Here is a 23,475-nt window from a genome sequence, read left to right as displayed (position 1 = left end):
ACGGTAGGGACAGCACTACGAGGGAGAGGCGGGGCTTCGGGATGGGGACACCGAGCCCAGGTGCCTAGCCTTTGGGCTATGACCGCCGTTGCCGCCAGCGACCATCCGACGCTGGCACCGAGCATCCCCCGCCAGCTCTTCGTCGACTCCGGGTACGTGCTGCTCGGCCTCCCGCTGGCGGTGGCCAGCTTCGTCGTCCTCCTCGCGGGCCTCGTGGCCGGCGTCGGCCTGGTGGTCACCGTGATCGGCCTGCCGATCCTCAGCGGCACCCTGTACGCGGCCCGAGGGCTGGCCGACATCGAGCGGCTGCGGCTGCCCGCCGTGCTGCGGCAACCCCGGATCCGCCCGCACTACCGACTGCCCGAGGCGGGCGCGAACGCCTGGCGGCGGATCTTCCTGCCGATGCGCGACGCCCAGTCCTGGCTCGATCTGGCGCACGGCATCCTGCGGGTGATCGTGGCGCTGGTCACCTTCGTGCTGACGCTTGCCTGGTGGATCGCCGCGGCTGCCGGCTCCCTCTACTGGGTGTACGACTGGGCGCTGCCGCGCGGCGAGGGCGACGGCGACCTGGCCCAGCTGCTCGGCCTGGGCGAGTCGACCACGGCCCGGATCGGGGTGACCACCGCGATCGGGGTGTTCTTCCTGATCACGCTGCCGATCGTGGTCCGGGGCTGCGCGCTGCTCCAGGCCAGCTTCGCCAAGGCCCTGCTGACCGGGGTGGCCGAGATGCGGGACCGGATCACCGTGCTGGAGGAGCAGAAGCGGGCCGCCGTGTCCGCCGAGGCGTCCGCGCTGCGCCGGCTCGAACGCGACATCCACGACGGCCCCCAGCAGCGCCTGGTCCGGCTCGCGATGGACCTCAGCCGGGCCCGGATGCAGCTCGCCTCCGACCCGGAGGCCGCCGGCCGGACGATCGACGAGGCGGTGACCCAGACCCGGGAGACGCTGGCCGAGCTGCGGGCGCTGTCCCGGGGCATCGCCCCGCCGATCCTGGTCGACCGGGGTCTGCCCAGCGCCCTGGCCGCGCTCGCCGGCCGCGGGCTCATCCCCATCGAGCTCCAGGTGGACCGGCAGCTCGGCACGCCTGGCGGCCGGCTCGATCCGGCGGTGGAGAACACCGCGTACTTCGTGGTGGCCGAGGCGTTGACCAACATCGCCAAGCACAGTCGGGCCACCGAGGCCGTGGTCGCCGTGGCCCGCCAGGAAGCCCAGCTCCAGGTGCGGGTGGGCGACGACGGGCAGGGTGGCGCCCACCTCGCCAAGGGCCACGGGCTGGCCGGCATCGCCGACCGGGTCCGGGCGGCCGGCGGGGAGCTGGCCGTGGTGAGCCCGAGCGGCGGGCCCACCGAGATCCGTGCGGAACTTCCGCTGTGAACCAACGAGAGCCGGGCCGGACGTGGTAGACACCACAGCCATGCGCATCGTGATCGCGGACGACGCCGTCCTGCTCCGGGAGGGGCTGGTGCGGCTGCTGACCGAGAGCGGGCACCAGGTGGTGGCCGCCGTCGGGGACGGTGACGCGCTGGTCGAGGCGGTGGTGGAGCACCGGCCGGACGTGTCGATCGTCGACGTCCGGATGCCGCCGTCGCACACCGACGAGGGGCTGCGGGCCGCGGTGGAGGCGCGTCGGCTGGTGCCGCGTACGCCGATCCTGGTGCTCTCCCAGTACGTCGAGGTCTCGTACGCCGATGATCTGCTGGCCACCACCGGCGGCGCCGGCGGTGGCATCGGCTACCTGCTCAAGGACCGGGTGGCCGCGATCGACGAGTTCCTGGACGCGCTGCGTCGGGTGGCCGGCGGCGGCACGGTGCTCGACCCGGACGTGGTCGGCCAGCTCTTCGCCCGACGCCGCCGCGACGACCCGTTGCGCGAGTTGACCCCGCGCGAGCGGGAGGTGCTCGCCCTGATGGCCGAGGGCCGGTCGAACACGGCCATCGCCCGCGCCCTGGTGGTCAGCGACGGCGCGGTGGAGAAGCACGTGCGCAACATCTTCACCAAGCTCACGCTCCCGCCGGACACCGAGCAGCACCGGCGGGTGCTGGCCGTCCTCACCTACCTGCGGAACTGACCTCCCGGGCGGCCAGGGCCACCGCGTCGGTGAGGGTGTCGGCGACCGGGTGGCCGGAGGCGCGCAGCCGGGCCGGGTCGGTGAAGCCGCCGGTGTAGAGCACCGCCCGGCCGCCCACCGCGAGGGCCGCGTCCGCGTCGTCGATGGAGTCGCCGATCAGCACCACCGCGCTGCCGTCCACGCCCAGCTCGGCCAGGTGCCGCCGGAGCGACTCGGCCTTGCGGTCGCCGCCGACCGTGGCCCGCAGGCCGTCGACGCGGGTGAAGTGGCCGGTCAGCCCGTAGGTGTGCACGGTGGGCACCAGCTCCTCGTGGAACCACATGGACAGCAGGCTCTGGCTGCCCTCCCAGGCGGCCATCGCGGACTGCGCGTCGGCAGCCAGCTCGCAGGTCGTCAGGCCGCTGCGGTACGCGTCGTGGAAGATCCGGTCGAGGCGGCCGAACGCGTCGTCGTCGACGGCCTGACCGAGCACCTCGGCGTAGTAGTCGGCGATCGGCCGGCGGAACCGCGTCCGGTGCTCGTCGAGGGTGACCGTCGGCCCGCCCACGCTGGCGAACGCGGCGTTGGTGGCGGCCACCACCAGGCTGAGGTCGTTGAGCAGGGTGCCGTTCCAGTCCCAGACCAGGTGGGGTTGCGCAGGGGTCATCAGAGCACCATAGGCACCGCTCAGAGCTGCGGGGTGGTCAGGTCCCGCAGCAGCCGCTCCTCCTCCACCCGCCAGTAGCCGTGCTCCTTGCCGTCGAGCAGCACCACCGGCAGGCGGTCGCCGTACTCCCGTTCCAGCTCCTCGTCGCCGGTGACGTCCCACTCGACCCACTTGTCGCCGGTCACCGCGACCACCCGGTCGAGCGCCACCTTGGCGTCGTCGCACAGGTGGCAGCCGGGTCGGGTGATCAGGGCGAGTCGGGCGTCAGTGGCCATCGGTTACCTCCGTGCGGTCGGTCGGCGTCGCCGACCGGAGCTGGGTCTTGCGTACCTTGCCGATCGCCGAGTGCGGCAGGGCGTCGACGAACTCGACAGCGGTCGGGCACTTGAACCGGGCCAGGTTGCGTGCGCAGTGGGCGAGCAGCTCCTCGCTGGTCACCGGTCGGCCCTGCACCGGCACCACGTACGCCCGCACAGTCTCGCCGGTCCGCGGGTGCGGCACACCCAGTACCGCCGACTCGACCACCCCGGGGTGCCCGGCGAGCACCAGCTCGACCTCGTGGGGATACACGTTGAACCCGTTGACCAGGATCAACTCCCCGAGCCGGTCGACCAGGAAGAGGTCACCGTCCTCGTCGGCGTACGCGATGTCACCGGTGCCCCACCAGCCGTCGTCGTCCGGGCCGTCGCGGCCGTCGGGCCAGTAGCCGCCGAAGAGGTTGCGCCCGCGAACGACGATCTGCCCCGGGTCGGTGCCCGGGGCGACATCGGAGATGTCCAGCTCGTCCGGGTCGTCGTCGGGGACCGCCTGGCCGTCGCGCCACAGGTCCTCCCCGGTCGGGCCGACCAGGCGCAGCTCCACGCCGGGCAGCGGCCGGCCGATCGAGCCGGGCTTGACCACCGGACCGACCAGGGTGGAGGTGAGCACCGGCGCGGTCTCGGTGAGGCCGTACCCGACGTGCACCTGATGACCGGTGACCTCGGTGAAGCGCGCCGCGACCGCGGGATCCAGCGGCGCCGCGCCGCACACCGCCACGCGCACCGACACGGTCGCCGCGCGGACCGCGTCGGCGTCGGCCCAGGCCAGGAAGATCGACGGTACGCCGACCAGCACGCTGACCCGGTGCCTGGCGATCTCGGCGAGCCCCGCCGTAGGCCCCGGCTCGTCGAGCAGCACGCCGGTGGCCCCGTGGTGGACGACGGCGCCGAGCACCGAGTTGAGCCCGTACGCGTGGAACAGCGGCAACGCCAGGAGAACGGTGTCCGTCGGCCCGACGACCGGCGGCTCGATCTCCGCGACCTGTTCGTGGTTGGCCAGCAGCGCACGGTGCGAGAGCATCGCGCCCTTCGGACGGCCCTCGGTGCCGGACGTGTAGAGCAGTACGGCCAGGTCGTCGGCGCCTCGGCGCGGACGGGGGCGCGGATCGGGCGCGTCGGCGGTCGGCGGTGTGTCGTGCACGGCGGTGAGCGCGGGCAGGTCGGCGGCCACCTCGGCGACCAGGCGGCGGACCCGCTCGGTGCCGATGAGCACGGACGCGCCGGAGTCGGCCAGTACGTGCCGCAGCTCCGGGGCGGTGAAGCCGGGGTTGACCGGGACCGCGACCAGGCCGGCTCGCAGTGCGCCGAGCCAGCCGATCACGAAGTCGGGGGTGTTGTGCAGCCCGATCGCGACCCGCGGCGGCGGGCCACCCGGGTCGGTGGGTGGCACGGCGGCGGCGAGGCCGTGCGCGGCGGCGGTCACGGCGGCGTCCAGTTCGGACCAGGTGACGCGCCCCTCCCGCCAGTACAGCGCGGGCCGGTCACCGTGGTCGAGAGCCGCCCGATGGACCCGGTCGGCGAGGTTCGGCGCGGGGTCTGCCGAGAAGTCCTGCACGGTGGTCGAGTCTGGCACAGCGGCGGTCGACAGGCCACGCCCGACGGTCGGGCCGCCAGGGCTGCCCGGCGTCCCGTCAATGGGACAGTCGCGGTGTCGTCGACACTCCGATCGAGTCCGGCCGATGGGACGGGTGGTGGGCCGGCCGACGCTTCGGCCCGGCCCACGCGGCGGCCGGCCGGGACGGCGCGGCCGATCGGCCAAACTGCCCCCGACCTGGGGATCCATCCAGGACCACCGGCCCGGGTCAAAGTCAAACGCACACGACGGACAACCGGTCCGCCACCGGTGCGACACAGCGGGAAATACTTCCGCCCTGTGTAACGGACTTGCCACGCGCGGGTGACGTTGGCCCTATTATCACTCGGGTCGGCTCACCCCATTTGCCGTGAGTCGACACCCCTCAGCCCGAGGAGGCCCCCGTGCCTGTGAGCGCATTGGACCAGCACCTCAAGGGGAACTGCCGCCCGTCGGCACACCCCGGAACCGTCCTGCCCGACCGGTTGCCCGGTCGGTCCGCACCGACGACCCGTAAACCAGCCCGGCCGGCCACCAACGGGACGGGGGCCGCGCGGTGACCACCTTCGGATACGCGGAACGCCCGGTCGGCCTGACTGGCCAGACGACCCGCTCCCCGGTCAACGAACGACCGGCGGCCCGCGCGCCGCTGGGCGACCCGCACGCCGCGATGCGTGGCGACAACGCCGCCCAGCGGACCCGCAACCGCCCACACACCAACGAGCCACCACCGAGACCGGCGGTCCCGGGTGGCAACGCGATGCCGACCGGTGGCCGTGTCGCCGCACCGGCCCGACCGACCATGCCCTCCCAGGGCCGTCGGGTCGGCGACGCGCCGACGGCGGCCACCGATCCGACGGCGGGCGAGACGGCGGTGATCCCGGCGGTCCCGGCCGCCACTCCGACCACCCCGACCACCCCGACCGGCTTCCCCAGCCGCCCGGACCCGTCCGACCCGGCCACCGAGGTCTGGACGCTTGTCGAGCGGGCGCAGGCTGGCGAGTCCGAGGCGTTCGGCCTCATCTACGACCGGTACGTCGACACCGTCTTCCGGTTCGTCTACTTCCGGGTCGGCAACCGCCAACTCGCCGAGGACCTCACCTCGGACACGTTCCTGCGCGCTCTCAAGCGGATCGGCAGCTTCACCTGGCAGGGCCGCGACCTCGGCGCCTGGCTGGTGACGATCGCCCGCAACCTGGTCGCGGACCACTTCAAGTCCGGCCGGTACCGGCTGGAGGTCACCACCGGCGACGTGCTCGACGCCGACCGCGAGGACCGGGGCCCGGAGGGCAGCCCGGAAGCCGCGGTGGTCGAACACATCACCAACGTCGCCCTGCTCACCGCCGTCAAGCAGCTCAACCCGGAGCAGCAGGAGTGCATCGTGCTCCGGTTCCTCCAGGGCTTCTCGGTCGCCGAGACAGCCCGCGCGATGGGCAAGAACGAGGGTGCCATCAAGGCCCTGCAGTACCGGGCCGTTCGCGCCCTGGCACGGCTTCTGCCCGACGGCTTCCAGCCGTGATTCTCGGCGGCGGGGCCGACGAGCGTCGATCAATGTCTCGGCAGCTCAGGCCCGGTCGCACCCGGTGACGGCGATCACTTTCTGTGATTTCCGCCCCGCCAGGCCCGTAACCCGTGCCCGGTCCGCCGCGTTTCTCCGGGTGCGACCGGTGGTTGTCCCGGCAGGCCCGGGGCACCGAGGTCCGACCGGCACGCCGGACGGCACCTCACCTCCGTGGTGTCACACCGCCGCCCGGTCGCTGGCAATTATGGCGGCCGACCGGCCGTGACCAGCGAGAGGAGGTGCCTGCGGTGGACGACATCCTCTTCTCCCGCCGGCGCGCCGAGCGCTTCGCGCAGCTTCTCGACGAGGCCAACGGCGGCCGGCGGCACCACGTGCGGTCCCGGGTGGACAGCCAACTGGCCCCGCTCGTCGCAGTGGGTCAGCGGCTCAGCGTCGATCCCCCCACGGCCGAGGTGGACCCCGAGTTCCGCACCGGCCTGCGAGCGATGTTGCTCGCCACCGCCGAGCGCGAGGGAATGGGCACCCCACCGGCGACGGCCGAGCCGGCTGCCCCGCGGGCCGCGGCCACGAGCCGCGGCTCTCTGCTACCCGCGGTCACCGCCCGGCGGGCCCGCGCCCGGGGCGCGATCCTGGTCGGCATCGCCGCCGGCGCCATCGCCGTCTCCGGGATCTCCGCCGCCAGCGAGAACGCCGTTCCCGGCGACGCGCTGTACGGCATGAAGCGTTCCACCGAGCGGGCCCAGCTCGCCCTGGCCAGCTCGGACGTCAGCCGCGGCCAGCTGTTCCTGGACTTCGCCCGGACCAGGCTCGGCGAAGCAGCCGAACTGCGCGGCGACCGCATCGGCTACAGCGCCGTCCTCGACGACATGGACGCCGACACCCGGCAGGGTATCCGCCTGCTCACCGCCGCCGCCGTGCAGCGGGCCGAGCCGGCCAGCCTGGACACCGTCAACACGTTCGTCGCCAGCCAGCGCCGGGCGGTGACCAACCTGCTCGACGGCGCCAGCCGGGCCGACCGCGAACGGACCCGGAGGTCGCTGGCCCTGCTGGACAGCATCCGTGAGCGCTCGGACTCGGTACGCGCGGCGATCGCCTGCGGCCTGCCGGCACCGACCGGCAGCGACGCGCTCGGACCCACTCCGACCACCTGCCCCGGCGAGCGCTGACCCGCCAGCCCCGGGACCGCCATACCGCACGTCTGACCGGCCGGGCCACAGTTCCCTGTGGTCCGGCCGGTCGACCGTGCGCTCCGGCTACCCTCGCTGGAGGCATCCGTCGTACCTGGTCAGGAGAGGAGTCGCGTGGCGCGCAGCCGCAAGGTGACGGTCAGCACCGACGCTCACGGTCACACCGCCGGGTGGGCGGAGACCGCGCTGGCGCCGGTGACCCCACCCGCACCGGACCCGGCCGCCGCGGCGTTCTTCGACGTCGACAACACGATGATGCAGGGCGCGTCGATCTACTGGTTCGCCCGCGGGCTCGCCGCCCGGAACTACTTCACGACCGCCGACCTGGCCCGCTTCGCCTGGCAGCAGCTCCGGTTCCGGCTGCTCGCCCGCGAGCACGCCGGGGACATGTCCCAGGCGAAGGACGCCGCGCTCGCCTTCGTCGAGGGGTGGCGGGTGGACGACGTCGAACGCCTCTCGGAGGAGATCTTCGACGAGCTGATGGCCCCTCGGATCTGGGCCGGCACCCGGCAGCTCGCCCAGCGCCACCTGGACGCCGGTCAGCGCGTGTGGCTGGTCAGCGCCGCCCCGGTGGAGATCGGCCGGGTGATCGCCACCCGACTTGGCCTGACCGGCGCGATCGGCACGGTGGCCGAGGTGCGGGCCGGGGCGTACACCGGGCGGTTGGTGGGCGACCTCATGCACGGGCCGGCGAAGGCCGAGGCGGTCACCCAGCTCGCCGCCGTGGAAGGGCTGGACCTGAGCCGCTGCGCGGCCTACAGCGACTCGGCCAACGACCTGCCGCTGCTCCGCTCGGTGGGCCGGGCGGTGGCGGTCAACCCGGACGGCACCCTGCTGCGGCAGGCCCGGCAGCACGGCTGGGAGGTGCGGGACTTCCGCACCGGCCGTCGGGCGGTCAAGATCGCCGTACCGTCGACGGCGGCGGCCGGTCTGGTCGCCGGCGCGGTCACCGCCGGCCTGGCGTTGCAGCGCCGCCGCCGCGCCAGCTGACCGTCGGCCCTACGGCCCGAAGGGGTCGGGTCGCCGTTCCAGCAGCGAGTGCAGGGTCTGCTGGATGGTCTCCCGCACCTGGTCGGCGAGGTTGAAGACCACCAGCGGGTCGTCCGCCGAGTCGGTCAGGTGCGCGGTGGGGATCGGCGGGCAGAACTCGATCAGCCATTTGCTGGGCAACGGCACCATGCCCAGCGGCCCGAGCCAGGGGAAGGTCGGCGTGACCGGGAAATACGGCAGCTTGAGCAGCCGAGCCACGGGCTTGATGTCGGCGAGCATCGGGTAGATCTCCTCGCCGCCGACGATGGCGACCGGAACGATCGGCGTGCCGGTGCGCAGCGCCGCCGAGACGAAGCCGCCCCGACCGAACCGTTGCAGCTTGTACCGGTCGGCGTAGAGCTTGCCGACGCCCTTGAACCCCTCCGGGAACACACCGACCAGGTCACCACCACCGAGCAGCCGCTCGGCGTCCGGGTTGCAGGCCACCGTGCCGCCGGTCTTGCGGGCGATCTCCGACACCACCGGCATCCGGAAGACCAGGTCGGCGCCGAGCAGGCGCAGGTAGCGGTGAGCGGGGTGCTTGTCGTGCAACGCCGCCGAGAGGATCAGCGCGTCCAGGGCCACGGTGCCCGAGTGGTTGCCGACCACCAGCGCGGGCCCGTCGACGGGGACGTGCTCGACCCCGCTGACCTCGGTACGGAACCAGTCCCGATAGAGCAGCCGCAGCAGCGGGTGGAAGACCGCGTCGGTCAGGTCCGGGTCGAACCCGAACTCGTCGACCTCGTAGTCACCGGCCAGCCGCCGACGCAGGAACGCCAGCCCGTTCGCGACCCGGCGGTCCCACTGGTCGCCGGGCCGATCCGGCACCGCCGGACCGGTGCCGCCCGCCCCGCCCGCGGTGGGCGGGACGCCCCCGCCCGCCGGCTCGTCGGTCGTCGTGTCGACCTCGTCGGCGGCCGGGTCGCCGCCCGCCACCGCCGGCTCGTCGGTCGCGGTGTCGACCTCGTCGCGCGGCGTCCCGGCCGGCGTGAGCCGGCTCGCCGGCCGGTGGCCGTTGCGCCGCGCCGGCTCCGCGTCCGGCACGGGTGGCCCCGGCGGTACGTCGAACGGCCCCATGCCCGCCGGCTCGCGCCCCTGCGTCGGCCCGGTCATGACGCCACCTCGGTTCGCGACCGCGGGGCTCGCCCAACCGGCGCACGCCGCGCGCTCATGACGACCGCTCCCGCACCGCGGCACGGACCTGCCGGATGCCGTCCAGGACCAACTGCTCGGCGGCGGCCAACTGACCCCGGCTGAGCACCACCCCACCGTTGTGGGCGCGGATGAAGTCGTCGAACGCGGCGGCGGTGGAGCGGGGTGTGAAGCCGTACTCCTGTTCAAGGCGCGTGGTGTCGACGACCCGCCCGTGCACGAAAAGATCGACCTGGTCCAGGCCGTAGCGGCCGAACCCCATGGTGCGGGCCAGCGCAGCGGCGCCCGAGAGACCCGGCTCCAGCACCGGCACGGCCACCCGACCGGCCCGCCGGATCGCCTGGGACAGCGACAGCACCCCCGGACCGGCGACGTTGTAGGTGCCGGGGTGATCCTCCACGATCGACCGGTGCAGCACCTCCAACGCGTCGTCGAAGTGCAGGAACTGCAACCGGGGATCGCGGCCGAAGACCGTCGGCACGAACGGCTGCGCGAAGTAGCGCGTCAACGTCGTGTCGGCGGTCGAACCGATGAACGGAGCGAAACGCAGCACCGTGGCGGTCACGTCGGCCCGGCGGCGGCGGAAGCCGCGAACGTACCCCTCGACGTCGAGGATGTCGCGGCCGAAACCGCCGCGCGGCACCTCGCGCGGCTCGGTCTCCTCGGTGAACACCGCCGGATCGCGGAACGACACCCCGTACGCGGCGGTCGACGAGCGGACCACGAGCTTGCGCAGACGGGGCGCCCGTTGGCAGGCGGCGAGCAGTTGCATGGTGCCGATGACGTTCTGGTCCTTCATGGCCGACCGGCCGCCGTGCTGCTGGTCGGGGGCGCTGACCAACGCGAGGTGCACCACCGCGTCGACCTCCAGGTCGGCGAGGAGCCCGACGAGCGACCCCGGGTCGACGCGAATCCGCTCGACCCGGTCCAGCAGATCGGTGAACTCGGCGCCCGGCTCCGGCGCGTCCACGCCGATGACCCGCTCGATGCGGGGGTCGGCGGCCAGCCGGGCAGCCACGTGCGCGCCCAGGTACCGACCGACCCCGGTGACGACGACGACCCCCGGAGCACCTGAGGTGCTTCCGGGGGTCATCTGACGCACCTACGCCGACAGGAGGGATCGAGCCGGGACGACCACGGCCTGATCACCTGAGCCTCCGGGGGTCGACAGTTTGGCAAGTGAGGCCTTATGCCGGGCGCTGTGCCCGGCGACGATCACTTGCCGAGACGGCGACGCTGGACGCGGGTCTTGCGCAGCAGCTTGCGGTGCTTCTTCTTAGCCATGCGCTTACGGCGCTTCTTGACCACCGAGCCCATACGACAGCCTTTCGATACAACGTGCGGGGCGGACCGGATGACACCACGCAGGTGGCGACGGCGACCGCATGCGGACAACGGACCGGACCGGTCTGGGCGGCAGGGCGCACCGGTGGGGTCTCGGTCGGGCTCCAGGGTAGCCGGAGAGCGTCAGCAGGACCAACGCGCCCCCGTCCATGCCGCCTACGTGGCACTCGATCGGCGGACCGGTGGCTCAGGCGGTTTCCTGAAACGCGCCCCGCAGGTATTCGTGCACCGCGTGCTCGGGCACCCGGAACGACCGCCCCACCCGGACGGCGGTGAGCTCACCGCTGTGCACGAGGCGATAGACAGTCATCTTTGACACCCGCATGACCGTCGCCACCTCCGCGACGGTCAGGAACTTGACCTCCGACAGCCGTCCATCGGACTGCGACCCGGCCATGGCTCACCGACCCATCCCATGCCCGGCGCGTGCCAACCCGACGGATGCTCCGGGCCGGGCGGCGACGCGCGTGTTACCAGTACGGTAGCGGGGCGGCTGTGACCGGCGCGATCCCTTCGTACAACTGATCATGCCCAGATCGTCGGTTCACCCGATCCGCGCTCCCGCTATCCCCCCGCCTGCGCCGGTCGTCCGATTGGCCCGGCCCGATCTCACTCGGCGCGCAGCGCCACCACCGGGTCGAGCCGGCCGGCGCGCTGCGCGGGAACCACCCCGAAGACGATCCCCACCGCCGCCGACACACCGAAGGCCAGCGCCAACGACCACCAGGTGATCGCCGCCGGGATCGGTGACAACGCGTCCACCAGCAGGGCGGTGCCCACGCCCAGCGCCATCCCGGTCAACCCGCCGATCGTGGTGAGCAACACCGCCTCCAGCAGGAACTGCACGCCGATGTCGCGGGGCCGAGCGCCGACGGCCTTGCGCAGCCCGATCTCCCGGGTCCGTTCCCGAACGCTGACCAGCATGATGTTGGAGACGCCGACGCCGCCGACGAGCAGCGAGATGCCGGCGATGGCGGCGAGCACGCCGGTGAGGACACCGAGAATGTCGCCGAGCACACCGAGGATCTGCTGCTGCGTGACCGCGCTGAACTCGGTGTCGGGGTGGCGGCGGTTCAGCTCGGCGACGATGCGCTCGCCCAGCTCGTCGATGCGCTCCCGGTCGGGCGCCTTCACCGCGATGCCGTCCACCCGCTGGGTGCCCCACAGGCGCTGCGCCGCGGTGACCGGCACGTGCACCTCGTCGTCCCGGTCGACGCCGAGGCTCTGCCCGAGGGGCGCGAAGACGCCGATGACCCGGAACCGCACCCCGGCGAGGGTCACCTGCTGACCCAGGGGATCTCGGTCGGGGAACAACGCGCGGGCCACCGAGTCACCGAGGACCGCGACCCGCCGGCTGGTGTCGACGTCCGTGCCGGTGAGGTAGCGGCCCCGGGCCAGCGACCGGGTGAACACCGTCGGGGTGGTCTCCAGCACGCCCTGGACAGTGGTGAAGTCGGAGCGGGCGCCGGCCCGTGCGGTCGCCCCGGAGGCGACGGTGACCGCGACCCGATCGGGATCGCCGACGACCCGGGAGACCGCGTCCACGTCCTTGAGCGTCAACGGCGACACGACCGGCGCGGTGCCCACCTCGATCTTGCCGGGGACGACCAGCAGCAGGTTGGAGCCGAGCCCTTCGACCTGCTGCTCCACCTTCTGCTTGGTGCCGGTGCCGATGGCGACCAGCAGCACCACCGAGGCCACCCCGATGATCACGCCGAGCATGGTGAGCGAGCTGCGCAGCCGGTTGGCCCGGAGCGCGTCCAGCGCGACCCGCCACGCCTCGGCGACCCTCACGCCGCACCGTCCCCGGGCTCGCGCGGAAGGCGCCCGGTGGCTCCGGCGGCGCCACCAGAGCCACCGGACGGGTGCCCCGGGCCGCTTCCGGACACGGACCGGGGCTCCGCGCTGGGAGCGGGGACCAGTGTCTCAGGTCGACCGTGATCGACGGACAGCGGTCGATCATGAGGTGCGGTGGCGCTGTCCGCCACCACCACACCGTCGCGCATGGTGATCCGACGGGCGGCCCGAGCCGCCACCTCCTGGTCGTGGGTGACCATCACCAGCGCCACCCCGGATTCCGCGTTCAACCGCTCCAGCAGCTCCAGGACCGCCGCGCCGGTGACGCTGTCCAGGTTGCCGGTCGGCTCGTCGGCCAGCAGCACCGTCGGCTCGGTGACCAGGGCGCGGGCGATGGCGACGCGCTGCTGCTCGCCACCGGACATCTGGTTGGGCCGGTGGTCCAGCCGGTGCCCGAGACCCACCCGGCCCAGCATCGCCGCCGCCCGCTCCCGGCGCTGCCGGGCCGACACACCCCGGTAGACCAGGGGCAACGCCACGTTCTCCACCGCCGACGTACGCGGCAGCAGGTGGAACGCCTGGAAGACGAACCCGATCGTCTCGTTGCGCAGGGCGGCCATCTCCGGCGGGGAGAGGGCGTTGACGTCCCGCCCGCCGATCACCAACCGGCCACCGGTCGGTCGGTCGAGCCCGCCCAACAGGTGCATGAGCGTGGACTTGCCCGAGCCGGACGGCCCCACCAGCGCCACGTAGTCACCGGGCTGCACGGTCAGCGACACCCCGCGCAGCGCCTCCACCGACACCCCGTCAAGGTGGTACGTCCGCGACACGTCCACCGCCTCGATGGCCGGCGGGGTGTCGGTCACCGGACCTCCTGGCCGTCGCGCACCTGGTCGGTGCCGCGCACCACGACCCGGTCGCCGGCCTGGACCCCGTTGAGGATCTGCACCAGGTCGGCCCCCTGGACGCCCACGGTCACCGGCGCCCGGTCGGCCTTGCCGTCGCGGACCACCCAGACCGCGTCCCGGCCGTCGGCGGAGAACACCGCCGAGGCGGGGACGGTCACCGCGTCGGCGGCCTCGCGTACGCGCAGGTGCACGATCGCGTTCATGCCGGGGCGGGGCGTCGGGGCCGGCGCGTCCTCGGCCAGCTTCCCGGGACCCAGCGTGAGGCGTACCCGATAGGTGACGCCGCCCTGCGCGGAGCTGGTGGGGAGCACGTCGACCGAGCGGACCGTGGCGTCGTAGCTGGCGCCGGTGACGGCGTCCAACTCGACTGTGGCGCCGACCCCGGCCTTGACCAGCAGCACGTCGGTCTCGTCCACCTCGGCGAGCAGCCCCAACTGCCCGGTGTCCACCACGGTCAGCACGGGCGTGCCGGCGGTGACCTGACCGCCGACCGCGACGGCGTCGTCGACCCCGGCGGGCGGCCCGCCCTGGGCGGGGGCCAGCGCGGACGGGTCGAGCCCGGCCCCACCGGCCTGCTCCAACAGCCCGGCCAGTCCGCCGTTGGCACCGCTGCCGGCCCGGGTGCCGCCGGGCTGCACCACCCCGGCGACCGTGGCACGCAGGGTCAGCGCGTCGACTGTCGCCTTCGCCAGGTCGTACGCCTGCTGAGCCTGGAGCCGCTGCGCCGCGGAGAGCGAGCCGACGGCGGAGTTCAGCCCGCTGATCCCCCGCTGCACCGCGCGGACCGCCGCATCGGCGCTGCGCGCGGCGGCGGCGTACTGCCGCTGGGCGGACGTCACCTGGGTCAGCAGCGCGTCGCGCAGCTGGGGGTCGGCGATCTTCTCGGCGGCCTCGCGGGCGGCGTCGAACGCCTCCTCGGCCGCCTTGTCGGTGCCCCGCCGGCTGCTGCTCAGGTTGCCGGTGGAGACACCCCGGCCAGCGCGCTTGGCGGCGTCCAGCGCCTCCTTCGCCTGGCGCAGCCGGGCCTGAGCCGACGGGGACGCGACCACGGCGAGCACCTGACCGCGCTTCACCCGCTGTCCAGGTTGGACGCGCAGGCTGGCCAGGGTGCCGTCGGCGGGCGCGGTGAGGGTGGCGGCGGCGCGGGCCGTCACCGTCGCCGGGGCGTCGATCACCTCGCTGACCGGGTTGCGGGCGGCCGAGGCGAGCGCGACCGGCGGCTGGTCGTCGCCGCACGAGGCGGCGGTGGTGGCGGTGAGGACGGCGACGGCGGTCAGGGCGATGAGCAGGCGGGGCCGCGTGGCGCTTGCGGGCCGCGGCAACTGGGGGCGGCGCACCCATCGATCGTACGGCGCACCGTCGCGCCGACCGTCAGGCGGAGGTCGCGCGGACGTACGCCACGCACTCGTCGTGCAACGTCGACCACTGCTCGCCGAACGCCTGCTCGGCGGCGGCGGCGGGGGTCTTGCGCTCGTGCACCACGGCCTTGAAGAAGGTCAGCAGCCGCTCCGGCCCGAACCGGTCGACGAGGTGCCGGACGGCGAGGTAGCCGACGCCGTAGCTGCCGCCGACCCGCTCGGCGGGGGCGTCGTCGGCGGGCGTGACGCCCTCCAGCCGGCCGTCCCAACCGCCCCGGACCAGCTTGCGCACCTCCGCGAGCCCCTCGTACCGGTCGACCGGCTGACCGCCCGAGCCGGCGAACTCGGCAAGCCCTTCGACGAGCCACCAGGTCGTCTTGCCCGGGTAACCGCGCTCCGGCAGCGAGGCGGCGTGGGTCAGCTCGTGCCGGAGCAGGTCGTCGGTGCTGCTGCTGGACAGCCCGTCGGCGTTGAGCACCACCTCGTGGTGGCCGCCGCCCACGGTCACCGCGTAGCCGCCGGTCCACTGTGGGCGTCCGCCGCCGTACCAGCGCTGCCACTCCGTCCGACCGGCGTAGAAGATCCGGTAGCGGTCCGGCGGCGAGCCGGTCACGGCGTACGTGTCGGCGACGGCGGCGGCCGCCTCCGCCTGGGTCAGCAGGCCGGGCAGCTTACCGCGCAGCGCCGGCGTGGTGGCGACGATGGTCCGCGCGCCGACCGCCACGGTCAGCTCGCTGATCTCCCACGGTCGGGTGCCGGTCTCGGCGGACTTGGACTCCTCCAGGGCGACCAGTCGCGGCTGGTCGCCGTTCTCCCGCCAGCGGGTGCCGATCAGCACCGGGCTCGGTCGGCAGCCGGGCGCCACGAAGCAGTACTGGAAGCGCACCAGCAGCCGCCACTCGCCCGGCCTGCCGACGACCGGTACGGGCAGGCCGCTCGGCTCGGCCCGCCACACCGTCACCTTCAGGGCGCGCAGTGCGGCGAAACGACGGCGCAGGTCGGGATGCGCGGCGGGGTCCGCGACGGCGAGGAAGGCGGGCCGGTCGCCGCCGAGCAGCGCCGTGGACTGCCGCTGGAGCTGCGCGGTCATCCGGTCGGACAGAGCACGGGCGACGGCGGTGGCCGGGTCGTCGGTCGCGGTGGCGCCGGCCCGGCTGACCGTGGCCCGGCCGCCGGCCTCGCGTACCGCACCGACGACCAACGCCGCCGGAAGGCCGCAGCCCAGCAGCAGGACCACCACGACGAGCACGGTCCACAGCGGCCAGAGCCGCCGCGGTGCTGGCTGCTGCACCCCGTCAGTCACCCGCCGAAGGGTACGACCAAAGACCGGATCGGGCGAGGCCGACCCGGCCGATCGGACCGGGTCAGGCTCCGCGAGCCGGCCAGGAGCGGAATGCCACGTCCAGGCCGGCGACCAACTGGTGGTACGAGCGGTCGACCTCGCGCGGCAGGCCGAAGCCACCGGCGGCCTCCAGGGCGACGAACCCGTGCAGGGCACTGCGCAACGCCCGGGTCGCGTCCACCGCGTCGTCGCCGGTGAGTCCGTAGCCGCGCAGCACCGCGAAGATGGCGCCGACCGCGCGTTCGCCCGCCTCGACGTGTTCCGGGTCGGACGGGTCGGGCACCCGCTGGGTGGCGGGGTAGCGCCCGGGGTGCCGGTGGGCGTAGGCGCGGTAGGCGTCCGCCATCGCCCGCAGCGCGTCCCCACCCGAGCGGCCGGCGGCCGCCGTGGTCAGCTCTGTGGCCAGCTCGACGGTGGCCAGCGCGGCGAGCTTCTGACTCAGCGCGTCCGCCCCTCGGATGTGCTTGTAGAGGCTGGGCAGCGCGACTCCGAGCCGGCTGGCGAGCGCGGCGAGGGTGAGCTGCTGGTAGCCGACCTCGTCGGCCAGCCGGGCGGCCTCCCGCACCACGGTCTGCTGGTTGAGCCCGGCCCTAGGCACCGGCACACACCGCCAGGAAACCCACCAGCTCGTCGGCGGTGGCCCGCGGCCGGTCGGCGTGCGGGTAGTGCCCGGCCTCCTCGATCATCCGGGCCTCGGCGACGCGGAAGAGCCGGCGGGCCGCCCGCGCCTCGGCGCCCGGGTCGGGGAAGTCCGGGTCCTTGGCGCCCATCAGCACCAGCACCGGTTGGCGCACCTGCGGCGCGCGGGCGGTCCAGTGCGGCTCGACCGGCGCGATCACACCGCGGGTCGCGGCCATCCGGCCGGGTTCGCGCAGGTTGGCCACCATCGACCGGCGGTACGCCGCGTCGTCGGCCGGCCGGTGCACGGGAAAGAGCGTGTTGTGGAACATCCCGAACAGTCGGGGACTGCGCAGCACGGCCGCCATCGCCGCCCGCAGCAGCGGGTTGAGTTTCGGCTGACCGACGAACGCGCCGATCTGCACGATGCCGGAGACCAGCTCGGGCGCGTCGGTCGCGGCGAAGACCACCGCCGCGGCGGCGGACGAGCTGCCGACCAGCACGGCCGGCCCGGCGTCGAGGTCACGGACGACGGCCAGCAGGTCGGCGCCGACCTCCGCCGGGGCGTACGTGGGCCAGCCGACGCTGGACTCCCCGTGCCCGCGTACGTCGACCGAGGCGACCCGGTAACCGGCGGCCACGAGCAGCGGCACCAGGTGTCGGAAGCTCGCCCTGTTCTCGCCCATGCCGTGCGCGAGGACGACCAGTGGGCCGTCGCCGTGCACCTCGTACGCGATGTGTCCGCCGTCCCGCCGCACCTGGCTAACTGTCATAGCTTTAAGCTAACCCAATTAGCCAAGCGCGTCAAGCGGCGACTACTTCTTGGAGATCAGGGCGCGGCCGAAGAAGACCAGGTTCGCCGGGCGCTCGGCGAGCCGACGCATCAGGTAGCCGTACCACTCGTCGCCGTACGGGACGTAGGTGCGCACCGTGTAGCCCTCGCCGGCCAGCCGGGCCTGCTCCTCGGGGCGGATGCCGTAGAGCATCTGGAACTCGAAGCGCTCCGGCCCCCGGTCGAACCAGCGGGCCCGGTCCTCGCCGATCGCGATCATCCGCGGATCGTGGGTCGCCAGCATCGGGTAACCGTCACCGGACATCAGGATGTTCATGCAGCGGACGTAGGACTTGTCCACCTCGCGGGCCGACTGGTACGCCACCGACTCCGGCTCCCGGTACGCGCCCTTGCACAGACGCACCCGCGACCCGGCGGAGGACAGCTCCCGGCAGTCCGACTCGGTGCGCCGCAGGTACGCCTGGAGCACCGCGCCGGTCGACGGAAAGTCCTTGCGCAGCTTGGCCAGCACCTCCAGCGTCGAGTCGGTGGTGGTGTGGTCCTCCATGTCCAGGGTGACCGTGGTGCCCGCGGCGTCGGCGGCCGCGCAGATCGCCCGCACGTTGTCGTACGCCAACTGCTCGTCGAACATCTGGCCGAGCGCGGAGAGCTTCACGCTCACCTCGGCGGCCGGGGTGAGCCCGGCCCCGGAGAGCATCGACAGCAGCTTCAGGTACTCGTCCCGGGTGGCCGTGGCCTGCTCGGGGGTGACGGTGTCCTCGCCCAGGTGGTCGAGGGTGACGGCCAGACCGTCGTCGACGAGCCCGCGGGTCGCGCGCAACGCGTCGTCGGTGGTGGCGCCGGCGACGAACCGGCGAACGACGTCCCGGGTGTACGGGGCGGTCGCGACGAGCCGCTCGACCTGGGATGACCGGGAGGCGGCGAGGATGACGGAACGGAGCATGAGCCGAGCGTATCGCCCCTGCCAGGACCCCCGCCGAGGGGCGGCCGGGGCTGCGGTGCTGGCGTCGATCGACTACAACGATGCCGTGGACCAACGCCCCCGCCGCCGGCTCCGGTCGGCCTCCGTGCAGCTCGGCGCGCTCACCGCTCTCGCGCTCGCCCTCTCCGGCTGCAACATGACCTCGGACGACGACGATGACGACTGCGCCCTCGGGCCGGTCGGCGGCGGTGACACGGTCGCGCTGGCGATGCGGGTCCCCGCGCCTGTCGCGGGGCGGACCGCCGGGGAGCCGACCACCGCCGCCCTGCCCGAGCGCGGCGGGTTCGGCACCCACCTCGCCTCCTGCGGCGGCTGACGTGCGCCGTGAGTCCGTGCCGCCCCGGCCCGACTGGGACGCCACCATCCGCGCGCAGGGGCTGGTCTACGTCGACACCGAACTGCCCGACGGCGGGATCATGTCGTACTGGGACGAGACCGCCGCGTACGCCTTCGACCTCGACGAGGTGCTGCGGCTGGAGGAGGCCACGGAGGAGCTGCACCGGATGTCGGTGGCCGCCGCCGAGCACGTGGTGGCCCAGCGCCGGTACGCCGAGTTCGGCATCCCCGCCTGGGCGACCGACGCGGTGGCCCGGTCGCTGCGCGAGGCGCCACCCACCCTCTACGGGCGCTTCGACCTGGCGTACGACGGCACCTGGCCGCCGAAGATGCTGGAGTACAACGCGGACACGCCGACGGCGCTGGTCGAGGCGAGCATCATCCAGTGGTACTGGCTGGAGCAGACCCGCCCCGAGCTGGACCAGTGGAACAGCCTGCACGAGCGGCTGGTCGGCGCCTGGGCCAAGATCGGCGCCGGGCTGCACGACCCCCGGGTGCACGTGCTCTGGTCGAACGAGGAGGAGTCGGGCGAGGACCACATGACCGCCGGCTACCTCGCCGAGACCGCCCGACAGGCCGGCCTCGACGTCGAGCTGCAACCCATCCAGGAGATCGGCTGGGACGGCCGGCGCTTCGTCGACGCCGCCGACCGCCCGGTGACCACCTGCTTCAAGCTCTACCCGTGGGAGTGGATGCTGGCCGAGCCGTACGGGCCGCCCGCGCTGGCCCCGGGCACCCCGACCACCTGGATCGAACCGGCGTGGAAGTTGCTGCTGTCCAACAAGGCGCTGCTCGCGATCCTCTGGGAGCTCTACCCCGACCACGAGTACCTGCTCCCGGCGTACCTCGACTCGCCGCGCGGCATGCCCGAGTACGTGGCCAAGCCGCTGCTCGGCCGGGAGGGCGGCTCGGTACGCATCGTGACCGCCGAGCAGGAGATCACCAACCCGGGGATCTACGGCGACGAGGGCTGGTGCTACCAGGAGTTCCGGGCGCTGCCGCAGTTCGCCGGCAACCGGGTGGTGCTGGGCAGCTGGATCGTCGGCGGCGAGTCGGCCGGGGTGGGGGTTCGGGAGAGCGCGAGTCTGATCACCGACGGTTACGCGCGGTTCCTGCCGCACTACATCGACGCGCCGCGCACCCCGTGAGTCGTCTACCGTTGGGGGCGTGAACTTCGACGCGTACGCCCGGACCGGTGTTGACCTGGTCAACGCCCGCCTGGACGACCTCGACGACCTGCGGGCCCTCTTCCCCGACGACAACGCCTGGATGCGCGACGAGGTCGCCGATCGCGACGTCGCGATTTTCCGGCGGGCGCAGAAGCGGCTCCGCGACGTCTTCGAGTACGGCACCTCGGGGCGCGACGCCCAGGCGGTGACCGAGCTGAACGCGCTGCTCGAGGCGTTCCCGGTCCAGCCGCGCATCTCCGGGCACGACTCCAGCGACTGGCACATGCACGTGACCAGCCGGGGCGCGTCGGTCAGCGCGGAATACCTGGCCGGCGCGGTCTGGGGGCTGTCGGTCTGGCTCTGCGAGTACGGCAGCGCCCGCTTCGGGGTCTGCGCCGACGAGCGGTGCGGCAACGTCTACCTGGACACGTCGTCCAACTGCTGCCGGCGGTTCTGCTCCGAGCGCTGCGCCACCCGCTCGCACGTGGCGGCACACCGGGCCCGCAAGCGGGCCGCCATCGGGGAGCAGCTGCCGGTCGCCCCGCAGCCGACCTCGACCACCGAGTCACTGACCCCGGTCAGCTGACGCCGGGCCCCGCCGGGGTCAGACGTCGACCGGTGACTGGGCGGGCAGGTGCTGGCGGGCGAACTCCAGCGCGGCGCGCAGGTCCGCCTCGCGCACCGCGCGACTCTTCGCGCCCCGGGTCGCCACCTCGACGGCCACCGCGCCGGTGAAGCCCCGCGCCGCCAGCGAGGAGAGCAGCTCCCCGCAGGGCTGGGTGCCGCGCCCGGGCACCAGATGCTCGTCGCGACCCTCGCCGGTGCCGTCGCCGAGGTGCACGTGGGCCAGGCCCGCGCCCATCCGGTCGGCCATTTCGAGGGGGTCGCTGTGCGAGGCCGCGCAGTGCGACAGATCCAGGGTGTACGACGGGTAGCCGCTGTCGGTGGGATCCCACCCGGGGACGTACGGGACGAACTGCCGGCCCGCCATCCGCACCGGGTACATGTTCTCCACCGCGAAGCGCAGGCCGTTGAACCGGTCCGCGACCGTGGCCAAGCCCTCGGCGAAGTTGCGCGCGTAGTCCCGCTGCCAGGAGAACGGCGGGTGCACCACGACCGTCGGCGCTCCCAGCGTCTCGGCCAGCTCGGCGGCCCTGCGCAGCCGCTCCCACGGGTCGGGGCTCCACACCCGCTGCGTGACCAGCAGGCAGGGCGCGTGCACCGACAGCACCGGCACGCCGTAGTGCGCCGACAGGCCGCGCAGCGCGCCCGCGTCCTGGCTGACCACGTCGGTCCAGACCATCACCTCGACGCCGTCGTAGCCGAGCGCCGCGGCCAGTTGGAACGCCGCCGCGGTCGGCTCGGGGAAGACCGACGAGCTGGACAGGAGCACCGGAACGCGGGAAGTCACATCAGCCAGCGTAGCTTGGCTGTCGTGGGGCCATCAGGACGAGCACTGGCAAACCACTCGTAACCCGGCACCCTGCTCAGATCGGCTCGAGTTGATCGAGTCGGCGGAGGATGACCCCCTCCCGCAGGGCCCACGGGCAGATGTCCAGCGTGTCCAGGTCGAGCCTGCGCATCACCGCCTCGGCGACCACCGCGCCCGCCAGCAACTGGTGGGCCCGGCCCGCGCTGACCCCCTCCAGCTCCACCAACTGGCTGGGCGGAATGTGCCGGATGAAGCCGATGACCTGCCGCAGACCTTCACGGGTCAGGCTGCGCCGCGCCCAGAGACCGGCCCCGGACGGCGCCGCGCCGGCCAGTCGCGCCAGGGTGCGGAACGTCTTCGAGGTGGCCACCGCCCGACCCCAGCCCACCTCGGTCAACTGGTCGACCACCTTGTCCAGCCGGCCGTCCACGTACTCCCGCAGTTTGTCGACGGCCTCGGCGGACGGCGGCGTCGCGCTGTCCGGGTCGACCCGCAGCCGCTCCCGGCTCAGGCGGCCGGCGCCGAGCGGCAGCGAGATCGCGACGTCCGGGTCCTCGTCGATCCCGGCGGCGATCTCCAGGGAGCCACCACCGATGTCGAGCACCAGCAGACGCCCCGCCGACCAGCCGAACCAGCGCCGCACCGCCAGGAAGGTCATCCGTGCCTCGTCCGCGCCGGAGAGCACCTCCAGGCGTACGCCGGTCTCGTCGCGGACCCGGGCGAGCACGTCGGCCGCGTTGGTGGCGTCGCGGACGGCGGACGTGGCGAACGCGATCAGGTCGTCGGCCTCCAGCCCGGTGGCCGCCGCCTTGGCCATGCCGACCGCCTTGACCAGGCTGTCCGAGCCGGCCTCGGTCAACGCGCCGTCCGGGCCGATCTGCTCGGCGAGACGCAGGACGACCTTCTCCGAGTGCGCCGGCCAGGGGTGCGCGCCATGGTGCGCGTCGACCACCAGCAGGTGCACCGTGTTGGATCCGACGTCGAGGACACCCAGTCGCATGGTGAAGACACTAGGTGCAACACGTTCGTGCGGCTCGTCGGCCCGGGGACGTCACCGCGCGTACGCTGGTCCGAGTGACGATGGAGCTCCGCGTGCTGGTGGACGATCCGGGCGACCCGCGCAGCCGCGAGGTGCCGCTGGACTTTCCCCGGGAGTGGATCGAGTTCGCCGACCCGGCGGACGAGACCCACCTGATCCGGGCCGACCTGACCTGGCTGCTGTCCCGCTGGACCTGCATCTTCGGTCGGGGTTGCCACGGCATCATCGCCGGCCGGTCCGCCGACGGCTGCTGCTCGCACGGGGCGTTCTTCACCGACTCGGACGACGAGAAGCGTGTCCGCAAGGCCGTCAAGCTGCTCACCCCGTCGACCTGGCAGCACTTCCGGCGCGGTTTCAAGAACTGGACCGACGAGGACACGATCGACGGCAAGAACCCCGCACGCCGCACCGCGACCCAGGACCCCGACGGGCCGTGCGTCTTCCTCAATGACGCCGACTTCGCTGGCGGGGGAGGCTGCGCGCTGCACGCCCAGGCGTTGCGCGACGGGGTGCACCCGCTGGAATACAAGCCGGACGTCTGCTGGCAGCTGCCGATCCGGCGGGACCAGGACTGGGTCAAGCGACCCGACAACACCAAGGTGCTGGTCTCCACGCTGTCCGAGTTCGACCGGCGCGGCTGGGGCGCCGGCGGGCACGATCTGGACTGGTGGTGCACCTCCTCGACGGACGCCCACGTGGGCGCCGAGCCGATGTACCTGTCGTACGGGCCGGAGCTGACCGCGCTGATCGGCGCCGCCGCGTACGAGCGACTTGCCGAGCTGTGCGCGGCCCGGGTGAAGCAGGGCCTGGTCGCCCCGCACCCCGCCGACGATCTCTAGCTGATCTTGGTAGCAAACTTGCTA

25 protein-coding genes are annotated in these 23,475 nt (G+C 73.4%); 9 read left to right on the top strand and 16 right to left on the bottom strand.

Annotation, left to right across the window (positions count from 1 at the left end):
- The first annotated feature begins 78 nt into the window (after nt 1-78).
- Complete coding sequence (locus ACFYPH_RS01845; protein ID WP_354854498.1) at nt 79-1,374, top strand: sensor histidine kinase; 1,296 nt, start codon at nt 79-81, stop codon at nt 1,372-1,374.
- A gap of 40 nt (nt 1,375-1,414) precedes the next feature.
- A complete protein-coding gene (locus ACFYPH_RS01840) occupies nt 1,415-2,068 on the top strand; it encodes a response regulator transcription factor (RefSeq protein WP_354854500.1) in 654 nt (217 codons plus the stop codon).
- Here ACFYPH_RS01840 and ACFYPH_RS01835 read toward each other — a convergent pair.
- Genes ACFYPH_RS01835 through ACFYPH_RS01825 form a run of 3 tightly spaced genes read right to left on the bottom strand, consistent with a single transcriptional unit; the run spans nt 2,049 to nt 4,586 of the window.
- Entirely contained in the window at nt 2,049-2,714 is a 666-nt protein-coding gene (locus ACFYPH_RS01835; RefSeq protein WP_354854501.1) for an HAD hydrolase-like protein, read from the bottom strand. The two genes, ACFYPH_RS01840 and ACFYPH_RS01835, sit on opposite strands and share 20 nt — an antisense overlap.
- Nucleotides 2,715-2,734: 20 nt before the next feature.
- On the bottom strand, nt 2,735-2,989 hold the full coding sequence (locus tag ACFYPH_RS01830) for a glutaredoxin family protein (RefSeq protein ID WP_354854503.1): 255 nt from the start codon (nt 2,987-2,989) through the stop codon (nt 2,735-2,737).
- On the bottom strand, nt 2,979-4,586 hold the full coding sequence (locus ACFYPH_RS01825; RefSeq protein ID WP_387178199.1) for an AMP-binding protein: 1,608 nt from the start codon (nt 4,584-4,586) through the stop codon (nt 2,979-2,981). The genes ACFYPH_RS01830 and ACFYPH_RS01825 overlap by 11 nt, the downstream gene beginning before the upstream one ends.
- Before the next feature lie 574 nt (nt 4,587-5,160).
- Here ACFYPH_RS01825 and ACFYPH_RS01820 point away from each other — a divergent pair.
- The 3 genes from ACFYPH_RS01820 (at nt 5,161) to ACFYPH_RS01810 (ending at nt 8,303) form a co-directional block, all read left to right on the top strand.
- A complete protein-coding gene (locus ACFYPH_RS01820) occupies nt 5,161-6,123 on the top strand; it encodes an ECF subfamily RNA polymerase sigma factor, BldN family (RefSeq protein ID WP_354854506.1) in 963 nt (320 codons plus the stop codon).
- Nucleotides 6,124-6,404: 281 nt separating this feature from the next.
- On the top strand, nt 6,405-7,292 hold the full coding sequence (locus tag ACFYPH_RS01815; RefSeq protein ID WP_354854508.1) for a DUF5667 domain-containing protein: 888 nt from the start codon (nt 6,405-6,407) through the stop codon (nt 7,290-7,292).
- A 135-nt stretch (nt 7,293-7,427) separates the two neighbouring features.
- Complete coding sequence (locus ACFYPH_RS01810; protein ID WP_363935436.1) at nt 7,428-8,303, top strand: HAD-IB family hydrolase; 876 nt, start codon at nt 7,428-7,430, stop codon at nt 8,301-8,303.
- Between the two features lie 9 nt (nt 8,304-8,312).
- Here the strand turns inward: ACFYPH_RS01810 and ACFYPH_RS01805 are convergent, their stop codons facing one another.
- The 11 genes from ACFYPH_RS01805 to ACFYPH_RS01755 form a co-directional block, all read right to left on the bottom strand.
- Nucleotides 8,313-9,170 (bottom strand): lysophospholipid acyltransferase family protein, encoded by an 858-nt coding sequence (locus tag ACFYPH_RS01805; RefSeq protein WP_354854568.1) that lies wholly within the window; start codon nt 9,168-9,170, stop codon nt 8,313-8,315.
- A gap of 340 nt (nt 9,171-9,510) precedes the next feature.
- The gene (locus ACFYPH_RS01800; protein ID WP_354854512.1) at nt 9,511-10,587 is read right to left on the bottom strand and encodes an NAD-dependent epimerase/dehydratase family protein; all 1,077 of its coding nucleotides are present in this window, start codon (nt 10,585-10,587) and stop codon (nt 9,511-9,513) included.
- A gap of 122 nt (nt 10,588-10,709) precedes the next feature.
- Complete coding sequence (locus tag ACFYPH_RS01795) at nt 10,710-10,811, bottom strand: 30S ribosomal protein bS22 (RefSeq protein WP_007465623.1); 102 nt, start codon at nt 10,809-10,811, stop codon at nt 10,710-10,712.
- A 214-nt stretch (nt 10,812-11,025) separates the two neighbouring features.
- Nucleotides 11,026-11,235 carry a helix-turn-helix domain-containing protein gene (locus ACFYPH_RS01790; protein WP_007465625.1) on the bottom strand — a complete coding sequence of 70 codons (210 nt, stop codon included), beginning with the start codon at nt 11,233-11,235 and terminating at the stop codon, nt 11,026-11,028.
- A 212-nt stretch (nt 11,236-11,447) separates the two neighbouring features.
- Nucleotides 11,448-12,632: an ABC transporter permease gene (locus tag ACFYPH_RS01785; protein WP_354854513.1), complete on the bottom strand. Its 1,185-nt coding sequence runs from the start codon at nt 12,630-12,632 to the stop codon at nt 11,448-11,450.
- Nucleotides 12,629-13,501 carry an ABC transporter ATP-binding protein gene (locus tag ACFYPH_RS01780; protein ID WP_387178193.1) on the bottom strand — a complete coding sequence of 291 codons (873 nt, stop codon included), beginning with the start codon at nt 13,499-13,501 and terminating at the stop codon, nt 12,629-12,631. The genes ACFYPH_RS01785 and ACFYPH_RS01780 overlap by 4 nt, the downstream gene beginning before the upstream one ends.
- Nucleotides 13,498-14,880, bottom strand: a complete 1,383-nt coding sequence (locus ACFYPH_RS01775) for an efflux RND transporter periplasmic adaptor subunit (protein WP_387178190.1) — start codon at nt 14,878-14,880, stop codon at nt 13,498-13,500. The genes ACFYPH_RS01780 and ACFYPH_RS01775 overlap by 4 nt, the downstream gene beginning before the upstream one ends.
- Before the next feature lie 34 nt (nt 14,881-14,914).
- On the bottom strand, nt 14,915-16,204 hold the full coding sequence (locus ACFYPH_RS01770; protein ID WP_387178187.1) for a hypothetical protein: 1,290 nt from the start codon (nt 16,202-16,204) through the stop codon (nt 14,915-14,917).
- Between the two features lie 61 nt (nt 16,205-16,265).
- Nucleotides 16,266-16,841 carry a WHG domain-containing protein gene (locus ACFYPH_RS01765; RefSeq protein ID WP_355064523.1) on the bottom strand — a complete coding sequence of 192 codons (576 nt, stop codon included), beginning with the start codon at nt 16,839-16,841 and terminating at the stop codon, nt 16,266-16,268.
- On the bottom strand, nt 16,834-17,634 hold the full coding sequence (locus ACFYPH_RS01760; RefSeq protein WP_355064521.1) for an alpha/beta hydrolase: 801 nt from the start codon (nt 17,632-17,634) through the stop codon (nt 16,834-16,836). The genes ACFYPH_RS01765 and ACFYPH_RS01760 overlap by 8 nt, the downstream gene beginning before the upstream one ends.
- A gap of 42 nt (nt 17,635-17,676) precedes the next feature.
- Entirely contained in the window at nt 17,677-18,597 is a 921-nt protein-coding gene (locus ACFYPH_RS01755; RefSeq protein ID WP_354854522.1) for a proline dehydrogenase family protein, read from the bottom strand.
- Between ACFYPH_RS01755 and ACFYPH_RS01750 the strand changes: the two genes are divergently transcribed.
- From ACFYPH_RS01750 to ACFYPH_RS01740, 3 genes are read left to right on the top strand one after another with little or no spacing between them, the layout of a single operon-like run.
- Entirely contained in the window at nt 18,596-18,952 is a 357-nt protein-coding gene (locus ACFYPH_RS01750; protein WP_354854523.1) for a hypothetical protein, read from the top strand. The genes ACFYPH_RS01755 and ACFYPH_RS01750 overlap by 2 nt on opposite strands.
- Nucleotide 18,953: 1 nt before the next feature.
- On the top strand, nt 18,954-20,120 hold the full coding sequence (locus tag ACFYPH_RS01745) for a glutathionylspermidine synthase family protein (RefSeq protein WP_387178183.1): 1,167 nt from the start codon (nt 18,954-18,956) through the stop codon (nt 20,118-20,120).
- 19 nt (nt 20,121-20,139) lie between these two features.
- A complete protein-coding gene (locus tag ACFYPH_RS01740) occupies nt 20,140-20,727 on the top strand; it encodes a CGNR zinc finger domain-containing protein (RefSeq protein ID WP_234582354.1) in 588 nt (195 codons plus the stop codon).
- A gap of 18 nt (nt 20,728-20,745) precedes the next feature.
- On the opposite strand, the gene ACFYPH_RS01735 is transcribed toward ACFYPH_RS01740, so the two are convergent.
- The gene (locus ACFYPH_RS01735) at nt 20,746-21,552 is read right to left on the bottom strand and encodes a sugar phosphate isomerase/epimerase (protein ID WP_354854527.1); all 807 of its coding nucleotides are present in this window, start codon (nt 21,550-21,552) and stop codon (nt 20,746-20,748) included.
- 76 nt (nt 21,553-21,628) lie between these two features.
- The gene (locus ACFYPH_RS01730; protein WP_355064517.1) at nt 21,629-22,573 is read right to left on the bottom strand and encodes a Ppx/GppA phosphatase family protein; all 945 of its coding nucleotides are present in this window, start codon (nt 22,571-22,573) and stop codon (nt 21,629-21,631) included.
- Nucleotides 22,574-22,653: 80 nt separating this feature from the next.
- Between ACFYPH_RS01730 and ACFYPH_RS01725 the strand changes: the two genes are divergently transcribed.
- On the top strand, nt 22,654-23,451 hold the full coding sequence (locus tag ACFYPH_RS01725) for a hypothetical protein (protein WP_354854569.1): 798 nt from the start codon (nt 22,654-22,656) through the stop codon (nt 23,449-23,451).
- Nucleotides 23,452-23,475: the final 24 nt, after the last annotated feature.

Source organism: Micromonospora sp. NPDC005252, assembly GCF_042872475.1.
Classification (GTDB): domain Bacteria; phylum Actinomycetota; class Actinomycetes; order Mycobacteriales; family Micromonosporaceae; genus Micromonospora.
This window is presented reverse-complemented; position numbering and strand designations above follow the sequence as displayed.